Here is a 13,999-nt window from a genome sequence, read left to right as displayed (position 1 = left end):
TGAGGAGTGAAAAGTGAGGAGTTAAAACTCCAAACTCCAAACTCCAAACTCCTAATTCCTAACTCAGCACGGGCTAAACGCCCCGCTACCGCTAACAGCACTCAGCACTCATTTAATCGGTTGCAACTTTGTGACTTTGAGTTTAAAAGCCCCAACCCCAGTTTCCCCAAAAGACCGGACACGAATAACATAATTCCCTGTCTCTACGATGCGAGTAAAGAGTAAGGAATTGCTACTACCATCAGGGCCATCATCATTTTCTGCTAAAGTCGAACCATCAGGTGCTAGCAGTGTGATGATACTGTCAAAGTTTTCCGATGACAGGTCAACTGCTAAATTATCGCCCTTCTGCAACTTCACAGTGTAATCACGGGCAAACCCACCTTGACCTGTGGGGATATCTTTGTCTGAAAGGCGATCGTCAATTTCAGTACTGTTAGATAAAGGAATTGGACTATACAACTTATTTTGAGCAACTGCACTTGTACTTATGCCTATTGCCAGCAATGTGGCAGGAATGATGATGAGTTGTTTTAAACCTGCCGCAAAAACTTTATTCATACATTTTAAGCAATTTTTCTACAAAAATAGGGTAATTAGGTCAATTTATGCACTTATCTGCTAAAGTTAGCTTATTAACTCTTGATTTATCCGTCTTTGACAGCAGTGGCTACAGCTACTAATCCTAAGACCACAATTCCATACTGACGAAGTGTTTGCACAGCAGACCTGGCAGTAGCACCAGTAGTATAAATGTCGTCCACTAACAGCACTGGGACATTTGGAAGACGATGGCGAAATTCTTGCCCAATAGCAAAAGCTTGGTTCAAGTTTTTTTCTCGTTTAGATACCGACAAACCAAACTGCGCTTCAGTTTCTCGCACTCTTGCTAAACCGTTTAGTTTCAATTTTAATCCAGTTATTTCGCAGAAACTTTGTGCTATTAGTGCAGCTTGATTGTATTTACGTTGTTTTTGTTTGCTAGCGTGAAGTGGGATAGGAACTACTACAGGCTGGCTATCTCGCTTCGGTGAATTTAACAACCATGCTTCCCCTAACCATTGACCCAAAGGACGAGCTATTTGGGGTTGATTTTCGTATTTCATCGCTGCGATCGCTCGTTTCACTGGGCCACCATATTCCCCCCAGCCAAACACTGGTATAGGCTCTTGCCATAGAGAAATCGGGTCTTTACGTTGACATTTTTGCAGTTGTATGGTGCAGTTTTGACAGAATTCTTGGGAAGTTGCGCGTTGACATAGAGGGCAATGGGATTGGAGAAAAAGATTGAGTAAGCCTTTAAAATTTTGAATCCAAGGGTGCATTTAGAATTGTCCTTTGTTATTTGTCATTTGTCCTTTGTCCTTTGTTTTTAGCTAATGACTAATGACTATTGACCAATGACTTAACATAGACGCGATCGCACCTTGTTGTTTCCACTCCTGTTGCTGGAGTGTAGCCATTGCTTTCATACAGCTTGACTGCTTCCACCAAAACACTGGCGGTTTCAATCCAAATTTGTTGAAAACCACGCTTTGCGATCGCTGCTTCTAGCTGTTGTAACAAATATTTCCCTAATCCTAAACCCCTGATGCTGGGTAAAAGATACATTTTGCGGATTTCTACAGCTTTTTCACCTCGGTGTATGGGGTAGTATGCTCCAGTACCTACTAACTGACTTTGGTGTTCAATTACCCAAAACTCTCCCCCAGTAGCTAAATAACATTCCTCGACTCGCAGCACATCTTGGTCAGCACCCTTGGGTTCCCAACCCAGACCGTATTCTGATAATACATAACTGATGACTTCGGCGGCTCTTGTGCGATCGCTTTTCACCCAATCACGAATTAAAAAATCTTGATAATAGTTTTTCATTACCATTTGCTGGTCAAGTTTACCCAGAAAAATTTTCCGCATCTATATCCCAATTTACTCAGCAAATCGCAATTCTTGCAGAGTTCATTTCAAGCTGTAATCTCAAGGCGTGAATTATCTTCAGTGCTGAGAAAAGTCATCTTTAACAAAGAAATCGGCTCTACATCTACCTACATTATCAATGCCCAAATCCGCTGAATTTCTGTTTGGAACAATTTACGACCGCGTTTAGCATCTCTTTGAGCAGCACGTAATCCCTGCTGACGGAGACAATAACCCGGTCTCACCACATCTCTCAAAACCTTGTGCAGGGGAGCAGGGGAGAGTTCTTGTACAAGTTCTTTCCCCTCTACCTCTCTGCACCTCAAGCTTGTGAGAAATGCGAGAATACCCCCATAAGCCTGAATTTGCTTTTTGTCAGTAACTATGAGATATTTTGTTTGAAATTGAAAATACTGTATTTTTATCGATTTAAGTAGGTCGGCGTGAATATTTATCGTTGAGATGAGGCAGGAGGCAGGTGGTCACTGAGCGTAGTCGTACCACTTCGTGGAAGCAAGCTAGCAAGAGCGTCTCCGACAGGAGAAGTGAGGTAGGAGGGAAGAGGGTTTGAGTCTATTTAATTTTTATTAACATAGTTTTGTTTTTCCACAGCGTTTTACTTACTGATGATTTGTGCTAATTAGCATGGTGTATAAGCTTTTTTCTATGAATTTAAGTTTTTTTAGAAAGCATCCACTGTTGTTTGTCATCATAATTTTCTTTGGAATTTTTTTCAGTACTACAGTAGTTGCTGCAAACTTCAAATTATATTTCGTTGCTCAAAACTATAAACCAGTCAAATTAGTAAATCTCCAAGCTATTAGGGTAGATGAACAACAACTGCCTGTAGATAAATTACTAAAATTGATCCAGCAGCGATTGTTAATCGCACATGATGTAGCCCGATGGAAATGGAATCAAAAACGTCCTATTGAGGATCTAAAGCGCGAACAAGAGTTACTATTAAAAGTTCGGCAGCAAGCAACAACCCATAGTTTAGAACCCGATACAGTTGCAGCATTTTTTCAAGCACAAATAAAAGCCGGAAAACTTATCCAAACCACTGATTTTCAAAACTGGCAAAAGCAAGGTATTAAATCTTTTCCTAACGTGCCAGACTTAAACCAGACATTACGACCATCGTTAGATAAATTAAACATAGAATTTCTCTTTGCTTTAACAGAACTGAATTCTGTTCTAGGTTGTCCACAAATTCGGGAATTAATTCAATCACGTTCCCAGGTGATTATTCAGGGAGATGGTATCGATCGGCAAGTGCAGAACCTAGCAATTTCACCTTTGCTGCAATTTAAAAGCACTTCTTGCAAAGTAGTTTCCTTTGCTAAATTCTAAATTAGATAATGATTCTGAAAGTTAGATTTATTTAAAAGTTTAAAAGCTATTTACAATATTGAAGCGAAACACCAATTGGCATTCATTTCTGGTGGTAAAGGCTGACTTTTCACAGGATTTGGAAAATTTTGATATTAAGCAATCGCTTGCAACAGAATTTCAAAAATAAGAGGGGTCAAGGGAAAAAGGTTAATAATAGTCTCCCACCATAGAAGCAATAGCTTTTTACCCTTTCCCTTGCCCCTTACCGTTCCTGATAAATAACTGATGATACACTTCCTGCTCCTGCCTTCTTGTATTAAGGCAATGTTGCTTCAGAAATGCTCAAAGTTTTGTTGTCGTCGGCTTTCGATGACTCATTTCCTGGAACGGATGCAGTTATCTCCCCAATGGCGCTGTCGTTTGTTGCGGTACCAGGACGCAAGGCACTTAAAGCAGTCTTAATCACAACAGCTGTAGGTACTGCCACAATTACACCCAACAGTCCGCCAATTCTTGCCCCTGTTAAGACCGAAATTAAAATCCAAACTGGATTTAAACCAGTAAAATTGCCTAAAATTCGGGGGGCAATTAAATTTTCGAGAATTTGCTGTACGATTACCGCTGCGATCAACACTCTCACACCCATTGAAAAATCTTGCAACGCTACCAATAGTGTAGTTAGGGCAATGCCTACAGAACCGCCAAAGGGAACGAGAGCCATCAGGCCAATAGTTAGTCCGAATAGCAATCCAAAGGGCACTTTTAGCCACAAAAAGGTAGGAATAAGGGCTGAAGCCATACAGGTAGATAAAATCAACTGGGTGATGAAGAAATTTTGGAAGCTGAGGCGGACTGTTTTGGAGAAAGGCTCGCGAAATTTATTAGGTAGCCATTCAACTAAACTTTCCCAGAGTTCACCCCCATGCTGTAAAAGATAAAAAGTCAAAACTATCGTCAAGAGAATATCTAGCAGACTAGTAACTGTCAGTACAGCCAGATTTAAAACTTGTCCAGCGATCGCTTGTAATTGTCCTTTGACGCGATCGTTGATTTGCACCACCAGAGCATCGAGGTTAATCGGTAAGCCAAAAGTCTCAGCTTTTCCGTTTAAGATCATCAACTGAGAGCGTCCAGAGTCGATTAAATCTGGCAAACGCGCCACCAGTTGTTGTGCTTGGGTAAGAGCCAAGGGAAAAAGTGTCACACCCAACGCCAATAAAATCGATAAAGCCAAGAGAAATACTAAAATAGCAACTTGCTCTCGCCTAGCACCATGATGCTCCATCCAACTCACGGGGTAGTTGAGCAGAAATGCTAGCACTGAGGCTCCGACTAAAATGACTATGAGAGAATGGAAATAATTGAAAAATACCGAAATTGCCCAACCATTGAGAACTAGCAGCGGAGCGAATAGCGCGATCGCCCCGATTCGCGCTATTGGAGTAAATGTTTGCCACCAGTCGAGTAGCTTACGTGTCTGCATTTTGAGCTGATTGCGGAATAGAACTAAATGAAATTTTTCTTTACAGCTTATTATCTCTAACTATATGAGTCTTATTCATCCTTCTAGTTTAGGAGTTAGACTAACCCCAATGAAGAATTTTGAAGCAAAAGAGAATGGGGAGCCAGGGAGCAGGGGAGCCAGGGAGCAGGGGAGCCAGGGAGCAGGGGAGCATACTTCGACTCCTTTCGACTTCGCTCAAGGCAAGACGCTCAGTAACCGGGGGAGCGGGGGAGCCAGGGAGCAGAGGGAGAATAATAATGCCCTATCCCCGATGCCTAAAACACAGTTGCTTTTACATTTAGTTCCAATCGTCGGCTTTTTTCCATCTTTGTGGACGCTCTATCGAGGCCAGGGTAATCGGGAACAACTTGCTATTAGTCGTCTGTCTATTACTTTGGCACTTACTTGGCTGTTGAGTTATCTATTATTAGCCACCGGGGCAGCAACTTCAGATTTTTTTCCGCTACGTCTATTTATCCTCAATAGCTTTCTTACGTCAGGTTACTTTTTAGTAAGTATTTGGTTGATTTTGCGCCTAATGCAGGGCAAATCTAGTCGTTTACCAGGGTTTAGTAGTTTAGCTGAACGAGTGCTTGGCAAGTATTTATCTTAATTTTTTAAAGCGATAAATTGTCGGTGTTTTTACTGAATTTTAGAAAATTTCTGGCAGATTTATTTATATATCTAGTCAAATCCAGTTTATTATTGCCATACTTCAGTAAAACATCTCCAGGTTGTCCCAAAAAAAGAATAAATGCTGCTATAAGTGTTGTGGTTGACACTACATTAAAAAAGTTAGCACCGATAATTAAGAGTTAGCTATTATGGGTTGATTTGTTTGGGTGTTTTTAGTCTGCAAAATTACTGAATTTGATTAGTGAGTAAGTGTGAGGAAGTCTGTGACCATTCAAAGAAGTTCGGCGGAAGAAAACCAGTCGGGAAAAGCCTCAAAGTCCAATAAAAAAATTCCCCAAAGCTCGACATCAGGACGGTGGCTGTGGTTTTGGGTAGGTATGGGTGGTATTGCGATGGTATCTGCAACTGCGGGGGCGCTTTTGGCGGTGTCTTTGACGAGTACGCCTTTGCAACAAGCCCAGCTAACTCCAAAGGATGAGGCGGCCTTTGATAGCGAGCGCATTTCTGGAGGTGTGCTGCGATTTTCAGAATTAACTCGTCCAGTGAATCTTTTAGTGATGGGAATGAGCGTACTTCCGCCAGATATCCAAAACCCTCCTGAAGATACCAAAAATCTCAAATACCTGCCCCAAGTCAACTCTTTTGATGGTCTTTCCGATGTGATGCTCTTGGTCAAATTCGATCCAGAGACGAAAAAAATAAATATGCTCTCCATTCCCAGAGATACCCGCACGCAAATAGAGGGATATGGAGTGAAAAAAATTAATGCTGCCAATGTTGACGGTGGACCAGCTTTGACTGCTAGAACCGTCAGTAATCTCTTAGGTGGGGTGGGAATTGATCGCTATATCCGAATTAACGTTTTGGGAGTTGCCAAGCTGATTGATGCTTTGGGTGGCGTGACTGTCTACGTCCCTAAAGATATGAAATATCAAGATGATTCTCAGCATTTGTACATCAATTTGAAGGCGGGTAAGCAGCATCTCAACGGCGATCAGGCACTACAATTGCTGCGTTTTCGCCATGACGAACTCGGTGATATTGGTCGGATTCAGCGCCAGCAAATGGTCATCCGCGCTTTGATGGAGCAAACACTCAACCCAGCGACTGTTGCTCAATTACCTAAAGTTCTTGATGTCGTGAAAGACCACATTGATACTAACTTGACGGTTGAAGAGTTAGTGGCACTAATGGGTTTTGGGGTGCGGACAAATCGCTCTAATATGCAAATGTTAATGCTGCCAGGTCGCTTTAGCGAAAAGAATGAGTTTGATGCTAGCTATTGGTTGCCCAACAAAGATGGGATTGCGAAACTGATGGCTCAACACTTTGGTGTGGAGTCAGAACAGGAACAGCTGGCAAGTACAACTAACCCCCGCTCTTTGCGTGTAGCAATTCAAGATAGTACAGGTGGCGATCGCTCTAACCTGCAACCGTTAATAAGAGCCTTGGAAAAATCTGGATATCGCAATATCTATGTGGCCAAGGCATGGGGTGAACCTCTAGATGTAACTCATATTGTCGCCCAACAAGGAGATGGTGACAGTGCCGAATCAATTCGCAGCACTTTGGGATTTGGAGAAGTGCGGGTGGAAAGCACTGGCAACCTTGCATCGGATATCAGTATCCAAGTAGGTAAAGATTGGTTGGAACAAAAATCTATTTTGGAGAAGTCGTTGACACCCTAAAGGGTACATCTGCTGATACTGAATTTACTACCTGGCTCAGTTCTTGGAGTTTAGCTGCTGCTAAACCATTGGTTAATAATTCTTCTGCTTTAGCTAAACCTTCTGGCATATCTGAACAAATACCACTGCGCCATAGATAAAATCCGCCATTCCACAAGGCTGTTTGCATCAATTCACCTGGTTTACCTGCCAAAACCTCTTGAATATCCGCCACCAGTTCTTCAGTAGTTCCAAGGGGTACGTTCTTGGTAGTAAAGCCGTAATCGCGCGGTACGAGGTGCAATCGTTCTACCTCTTGGGGTGCTACGGATGAAGATAAACTGATTATTGCAGTGCGATCGCGCGGTAAGTCGCAACTACCTTCCAATCCTTTGACTAATGTAAATTTTGTCACTCCCCGCAGTCCAAAAGCTATCTGAAACATCCCTTCTGTAGGTGGATGGACAAACCCAGCAATTACGTGAGCATCCCCAGCATAAGGACACCAAATTAGCTCCATTGTCGCCAACGGCGGACGTTTGCCAAGTTGGTCGCGGTACTCCCAAATACTTGTAGTTAAGGAAAAATGCTGAGGTAGATAAATAAAGCCGATTCCCGTTTGCTCAAACACTTGTTGAGTTTGTGCTAGGGGTAAAGTAGTCCAATCGACTCCTAAACCCTGCCAAATATCTATCAGGGGTAAGCCGTACTTCGTTGGTAGGCGATCGCCACCATGCATTACCACTGGTTGTCCCACTGCGGCGAGTAGTAAAGCTATGACGGGACTAATCGGTGCTGTGCGTGTCCTACCATCATAAGGAATGCCAAGAGCGATCGCAGGTCGCCCAGAGGCTATGGGTTGCAGTTTTGGCCCCAGTTCCTCATAAGCATCCAACATTCCGGCTAACTCTTCTCCCGTAGGACGCTTGATTCGGTGAGCAATCAAAAAGGCTCCAATTTGGGCTGGTGTCGCTTCACCCAGCAGCATCATTTGAGTAGCGGTGGCTGCTTCAATACGAGTTAAATTCTTAGATGTGTGGTTTCCGCTGCCTACTTTTTGCAGAAATTCCCGAAATACATTGCTCATTTTTCCTTTGTCCTCCGTCCAGCGTCATTTGTCTATTGTCCTTTGTCTTTCGGGATAAGCGAAAATGACTAATGGCCGAATTTTAGATTTAAGAAGGTAAAAATGAGTCGTCAACAGCAGAGTTTACTAAATTATTTAGCTCACAAGTTTGTCTATCTTTAACAAAGGGCTTAAGCTTGTTGTTAAGCCCCCAGTCTTGTTAATTAAAAGTTATAAAATCAGCTTTTTACTACACTACATATACAGTGAAATTAACTAGGTTATCCTGACCAAATCGCAGGGAATCACCGTTCAGTAGGCGATACTGCATACCAGGATTCAAAGGATTGTTGTTTAAATAAATACCATTTGTACTCATATCAACAATCATGTAAGAATTTTGCGACCAGTCCCAATCGACTCGCGCATGACGACGAGAGACTATTCCCTCACTGGGAATGCCGGTCAAGTCAATTTCTGGCGGCGCTATTCCTGGACTCTGACTGCGGCGACCGATATAACCTCCTTCCCCAATGAGGTGAAATTCTCTGCCGGTGCTATGAATCAGCTTTAAGGCTGGCGCTCTTTGAGGCGGGGGGGTATAAACAGGTGGCGTTGGTTGATAGGAAACTCGTGGCTGATAGACTGTTGAATAATCAATGGGGGCTTGTTGGGGAGCTTGGTAAGGTTGGTCTGTAGGCGGCCGCTGATACTGAACAGGTGGTTGACTAGGTTGTTGTTGAATAGGTGGAGGTTGACTAGGTGATTGTGGTGTAGCAGAAACTACATTACCCACCGGGGTAGAACACCAGGGACAAACCTTAGCATTGTTAGGCAGGGCGCGGTTAAAATATTCGCAACTAGGATTAGGGCACCGATTTGCAGGCATAAGACTTTATATCATCAGGCATAGGTTGTAAAGCTACAAGACCTACTTTACTAAGTAAACACTGACCCTGACGAGTAGTTAGCATCTGGGCAAATGTAGAACCACCAGGTAGGCGGTTGCTGTCTTTAGGGTACACTACAAAAATAGGGTATCCCAAGGGGTAGCTTTGGAAAGTTGTGACATCAACATAATAATCATCATGTTGACACAAATCATCTGAGGGATTAATTGAGCGCCGATCGCGCTTTTGAAACAGAGGTTGAATAGCAGACTTTTTAGCATCGGCGATCGCTAGAGGATAGCCAGTACACTGACTCGAAGTTTTACTGATAATCCCAAAACTGATAATACCAGTAGTTCGCCCCTCTAAAGTTTCACTGCGTATTAGGTTTTGAGTTTTTGTTGTATCAAGTTTAGTAACTTTCGCTGCAAATAAAGCTTCGTCTTGAGGAGCATTTTGCAGAACTATTTGTTGAAATTTACTGATTGCTTCCGGTTCGGTTGGGGCAAAAGGTTTCACAGGCAGATTTGGCAGTTTAGGATTAATCTGCTGCCAATTAGTAATTTTACCTGTGTAAATTTGACGCAATTGCTCGAGATTAATTTGCCCCCCAAGAGCATTAGCAAGATTTGAGTCTCTTTTATTAAATGCGACAAAAACAAGTAACCCATCATAGGCTACTGCTTTTTTCGCAAGTTTATCTGTAATGTTATCTACCAAACTAGTAATGGCAAAATCTTTTTTGTTTGTTTGAACTTCTTCGATACTTTTAATCGGATTATTTATATTTGATGACAAAACAGATTTATAGTCAAATGTTGCGGTTGCATCTGGCTTTGGTCTGGTCAATAAATCTGCTAAACGGCTGTTGTCCACTAATTGCGTTAAAACAAAACTCCATGTACTATCTTTTTCTCCTGTATAAGTAAATTGTCCAGAAGGAACGTTGGGGACTTCGGAAAAATTACGTACAAGTTTAGACCATTGGATATATTGATTAGGATTATCTGTTTTCCTACCCCATAGCCAATACCAAATTCCGCCACCAAGTAGTAATAAAAATAGGATTATTAGTAAAAGTAAGGGCATTGGCAAAGGCTTTTTTATTTCTTGAGAACCTGGCGCTCGCGCTGAATTTAAACTTTTAACACGATCTTCTTGAGGAAGTTCTAGCAGTGCTTTACGAGCCGCTTCTGCACTCTCAAAAGGAGTTTCCAACCCAATTAAGCGATAAATAAATTGCCTTAAATAGCTATCAGTATCCGGCCATTGTTGATTATCTCTAGGGTCGAGAGGCTGGTTAGATGAAAAATTAGTTGTCCGACCTACCCATAAATAAAAGGCTAATAATCCTAATGATTCTAAATCTTGATCGGGTCTGGCGGCAGCAGGTTGAGGAATAATTGGGGGAATAAATAAGTTTTCCCAGATTGCTAAATCACAAAAGTATATAGAAAATTTTTGATTATTTTCTACTTTAATTAAAATACTATCTAAATTGATATTGCCGTGAGTGATACCTAGTTGTGTTTGATTGGAGGGAAAACGCAGCTTTTGAGTGTGGAGAAACTGGAGAGTTTGTAAACCTTGATTTAGTACTTCCCGCACCTCAAGAGATGTCATTGCTCCCTTTTCTATGAGATATTTACCTAAAGTTTGGGATGATTCGATTCCTTGAGTAATAAGATAGCAGCGTTCTCCTTTTTCATCTGCGATCGCTTCTTTCGTTTCCACCAGACGGAAGTTTTGAATTCGACTATCGGCTAAACTTACCCCACCCACCCGTTTAAAAGTCTCTTTCCGCTTTTGAGTCTCACTTTCATTAAAAGAACGATTCGGGAGTAGGTATTCTTTGATGATTACAGGTTGTTTGTCTTTAAGTTGAACACCTGAATATAAGCGCCCTAAACCGCGCACACCGACAAAACTAGTTATTTGATAAGTTCCCTGATTTCCTTTAATCTCACCCTCCTGTGGTAAAGTCGCTGGAAAACCACATTCCAAGCAAAACTTAGCACCCTTGATTTGCTGCGCCGTTTGGAAGGGGCGATCGCAACTTAAGGGAGAATTGTACGAGCAGGGGTATTCTTGATAAAAAGATTCAAATGAAGCCATATCCAAAAAGTTTCGTGAATTGCGCCGATTACTTCCGTCGCGCTCAAGCATGAACTAATCCTAGCTTGAGGGCAGTTACAATCGCTTGAGTCCGGCTAGTAACCTTTAATTTTTCAAAAATACTGGTGAGATGCGCCTTAACAGTAGCAACTGTTACATACAAATGTTTAGCGATTTTTTCATTAGAAGCACCTTGAGTTAACCAGTACAAAACTTCTTGCTCTCTTTCGGTTAAATGCACCTCATGACATGCTTTTACACAAGAATCTGAATAAGCCTGAAAAAACCGGAAAAATCGACTAGCAACTTCTGAAGGTAGATAAATTTCTGACCTAGTTACAGTGTCAATAGCTTCACATAATTGAGTTGCTACACGATTTTTAAACACATAACCTGCGGCTCCTCCCTGCATCGCTCTAAAAATCCAATCGTCTTCTTGATGAGCCGACAATACTAAAACTTTGCCACTGTAAGCAGCTTCTTTTAGACGTGCCAGAACTGTAATTCCATCACATCCTTTCAATTGCATATCCAGCAAAATTAAATCTGGACACTTCTGAGTTGTAAACTTTAAAACCTGCTCAACAGAATCTGCATCACCAATAACTTCTACAGGTAACGCAGAATTAATACTATAAAAATTTAGGAGAGTACGTAAACCTTGACGAAAGCGTTCTTCATCATCTACGAGTAAAACCGAAAGTTTATTATTATCATTAATCATATTTTTCTGATGAATTATAAATTAATTCACATTCCTTGGTCGAGGTAAAATCATCGAAATTTGTGCCCCACTTTCTGATAAAACTTGTGCCCAGATACTTCCTTGATGATCCAAAATGATTTTTTTAGCAATAGTTAAACCCAGTCCTGTACCTCCTTGGCGTCGGGAATAAAATGGGGTAAATATTTTTTGTAAGTCTTCTTGAGACAATCCTGGTCCTCGATCGGAGATTTTAATTAAAACTTCATCTTGAAAAATTTGCCAGGTACAGGTAATAGTTCCTGAATGAGGGCTGAAATGAACGGCATTACTGAGGATATTATCAAAAACTTGTTTCATTTGTAATTTGTCTATCTTCAGTATTGTCGATGTATCAGGAATCAATATTTTAAGTTTTTTCTGATTAATTAGAGGTTGTAAATTTGTGATACTTTCTACCACTAAACTTCTTAAATCTTGAAGTGTTACTCTTAATTTTGCACTTTGACCGCAATCAATCAGTTCATTTAAATTAGTATCTAAATCTTGTATACTTTCGCCGATGATTGTTGCTTGCTCTTGCCAAGGGCTATCCTTTAAACCTAAACATAAATTATGTGCATACAATCCGATAAGTCCTAGAGAGTTACGTAATTGATGACCGACTCGATGCAAGATATTTTCTAGGAGTTGAATTTCAGTTTTTTGTCTGCCATAGTCCAAGGAAATATCTACATACTTACTCAGCAGCATAGCAGAGCGTTTTACATATAGTTGTAAACTCGACGAGAGAGGTTCATGAGTAATGATTTGAATATATTCAGTTTTCTGATTTCTATAGGATATGGGGCAAATGTAAGAAATAGATGAAAAGTCCTTCAGCTTAAATTCTTGTAAAGTCAAAACAGGCGGAAAATCTGTCAGCCATGCTTCCGAACGCAAATAAGCTAAAGTTTTTGAGGAAAAAGGAACTTGGTCTTGACCATAATTTATTACCTCTTGATTAGCTCTCAATAATGAATCATGATAGACAATCCGAGCGAAAAAAATTGGATACTGACTAGTTAACTGCTCAGACTCAAGCTGACAAAAGCTTTGGATGTCTGAGTAACTCAAATAATTAGAGCCATTGTCTAGTTTTTGTACAGAAAAGCCTAGTGTCATACCTTCACTCGCTTTTTGCAACTAAATGTTTTTACTCTTCTGCTGACCAGTATAAAATTATGCAGTTTCAGGAATGTTTATTTTTTTGTTAAGTTCTCTTTTGAGATAATTCATACAAATAATTATTAAGGTTTGTATTCACACGTGTATCAAGCTAACTTTGTTATGTAAAGAAGTTTGTAGTAAGGACTTTAGTCCTGATGTTAAGCACTGAAATGCTTACTACGTACCCAATACTTGTCGGGTTTTGGGGGAAAGGGGAAAAGGGAAAGAAAAAACCCTTAAACCTTACCCTTTAACCCTTTCCCAAAACCAAACTTTCAATTCAAAATGCAAAACCCGAGTAGTATTGACTACGTACCCAAGCTTTCGTTAGCTTAATGGACTACTTGGGATGTCTTTTCAGCCATTAGTGTCAAGTTAGGATGAAATCATTGGGTCAACTAGTATAGCTAGGGACACAACGACCGGCTCAGTGCATCGCTCTTTACTGGATGAAAAGTCTTTTTGTGTTTAGGTTTTATCCTTTTCAAATTAAAATTGAACAAAAATAATAAATGGCTGCCCAAATTCAATAAACGACTGCCCGAATTCAATAAACGACGCCCCGAATTCAATAAACGACTGCCCGAATTCAATAAACGACGCCCCGAATTCAACAAACGACTGCCCGAATTCAATAAACGACTGCCCAAATTCAATAAACGACTGCCCGAATTCAATAAACGACGCCCCGAATTCAATAAACGACGCCCCGAATTCAATAAACGACTGCCCGAATTCGACGAACATACCTTTGACATTTGGGCTTCTGCCTTAACTTGACACCAATGCTTTTCAATCCACCTCACAAGAAAAAAATGTAGTGCCTCCACTGAAGAACTGCTCCAGATTAATCTACAAACTGAAGTTGCTGCTTTACGGATTCTTGACCCAATACCTGATTTAAAAAATATCGACAAAAGTCTAATTAACTTTAGAAGCCCGATACATATACTGTAG

General features: G+C 41.0%; 13 protein-coding genes. 3 read left to right on the top strand and 10 right to left on the bottom strand.

What is annotated here, in order from left to right:
- Positions 1-108: 108 nt before the first annotated feature.
- The 3 genes from NSTCB13_RS29980 to NSTCB13_RS29970 form a co-directional block, all read right to left on the bottom strand.
- Positions 109-561 carry a PPC domain-containing protein gene (locus NSTCB13_RS29980; protein WP_322705848.1) on the bottom strand — a complete coding sequence of 151 codons (453 nt, stop codon included), beginning with the start codon at positions 559-561 and terminating at the stop codon, positions 109-111.
- Positions 562-647: 86 nt separating this feature from the next.
- Entirely contained in the window at positions 648-1,325 is a 678-nt protein-coding gene (locus tag NSTCB13_RS29975) for a ComF family protein (protein WP_445626807.1), read from the bottom strand.
- A 58-nt stretch (positions 1,326-1,383) separates the two neighbouring features.
- Positions 1,384-1,875, bottom strand: coding sequence for a GNAT family N-acetyltransferase (locus NSTCB13_RS29970; RefSeq protein WP_445632144.1), 492 nt, complete (start codon positions 1,873-1,875; stop codon positions 1,384-1,386).
- Between the two features lie 708 nt (positions 1,876-2,583).
- Between NSTCB13_RS29970 and aroQ the strand changes: the two genes are divergently transcribed.
- Positions 2,584-3,270, top strand: coding sequence for a gamma subclass chorismate mutase AroQ (aroQ, locus tag NSTCB13_RS29965; protein ID WP_448274755.1), 687 nt, complete (start codon positions 2,584-2,586; stop codon positions 3,268-3,270).
- A gap of 298 nt (positions 3,271-3,568) precedes the next feature.
- On the opposite strand, the gene NSTCB13_RS29960 is transcribed toward aroQ, so the two are convergent.
- On the bottom strand, positions 3,569-4,735 hold the full coding sequence (locus NSTCB13_RS29960; protein WP_445626809.1) for an AI-2E family transporter: 1,167 nt from the start codon (positions 4,733-4,735) through the stop codon (positions 3,569-3,571).
- A gap of 292 nt (positions 4,736-5,027) precedes the next feature.
- Here NSTCB13_RS29960 and NSTCB13_RS29955 point away from each other — a divergent pair, with 292 nt between their 5' ends.
- Together NSTCB13_RS29955 and NSTCB13_RS29950 are read left to right on the top strand one after the other, a co-directional pair.
- A complete protein-coding gene (locus NSTCB13_RS29955) occupies positions 5,028-5,369 on the top strand; it encodes a hypothetical protein (RefSeq protein WP_322693865.1) in 342 nt (113 codons plus the stop codon).
- A gap of 286 nt (positions 5,370-5,655) precedes the next feature.
- Complete coding sequence (locus NSTCB13_RS29950) at positions 5,656-7,080, top strand: LCP family protein (protein WP_445626810.1); 1,425 nt, start codon at positions 5,656-5,658, stop codon at positions 7,078-7,080.
- On the opposite strand, the gene NSTCB13_RS29945 is transcribed toward NSTCB13_RS29950, so the two are convergent.
- The 6 genes from NSTCB13_RS29945 to NSTCB13_RS29920 form a co-directional block, all read right to left on the bottom strand.
- Positions 7,052-8,146, bottom strand: coding sequence for an anthranilate phosphoribosyltransferase family protein (locus tag NSTCB13_RS29945; protein ID WP_448274754.1), 1,095 nt, complete (start codon positions 8,144-8,146; stop codon positions 7,052-7,054). The genes NSTCB13_RS29950 and NSTCB13_RS29945 overlap by 29 nt on opposite strands.
- Before the next feature lie 229 nt (positions 8,147-8,375).
- Complete coding sequence (locus NSTCB13_RS29940; RefSeq protein WP_445626812.1) at positions 8,376-9,014, bottom strand: FHA domain-containing protein; 639 nt, start codon at positions 9,012-9,014, stop codon at positions 8,376-8,378.
- Positions 8,992-11,181, bottom strand: a complete 2,190-nt coding sequence (locus NSTCB13_RS29935) for a substrate-binding domain-containing protein (protein ID WP_448274753.1) — start codon at positions 11,179-11,181, stop codon at positions 8,992-8,994. The genes NSTCB13_RS29940 and NSTCB13_RS29935 overlap by 23 nt, the downstream gene beginning before the upstream one ends.
- Entirely contained in the window at positions 11,174-11,854 is a 681-nt protein-coding gene (locus NSTCB13_RS29930) for a response regulator transcription factor (RefSeq protein ID WP_445626814.1), read from the bottom strand. Before NSTCB13_RS29930 ends, NSTCB13_RS29935 begins: the two co-directional genes overlap by 8 nt.
- Before the next feature lie 21 nt (positions 11,855-11,875).
- A complete protein-coding gene (locus NSTCB13_RS29925) occupies positions 11,876-12,997 on the bottom strand; it encodes a sensor histidine kinase (RefSeq protein ID WP_448274752.1) in 1,122 nt (373 codons plus the stop codon).
- A gap of 534 nt (positions 12,998-13,531) precedes the next feature.
- Positions 13,532-13,789 (bottom strand): hypothetical protein, encoded by a 258-nt coding sequence (locus NSTCB13_RS29920; protein WP_448274751.1) that lies wholly within the window; start codon positions 13,787-13,789, stop codon positions 13,532-13,534.
- Positions 13,790-13,999 lie beyond the last annotated feature (210 nt).

Source organism: Nostoc sp. DSM 114160 (assembly GCF_053470305.1).
Note: the sequence above shows the minus strand (reverse complement) of the source record. Positions and strands in the feature narration are given on the sequence as shown.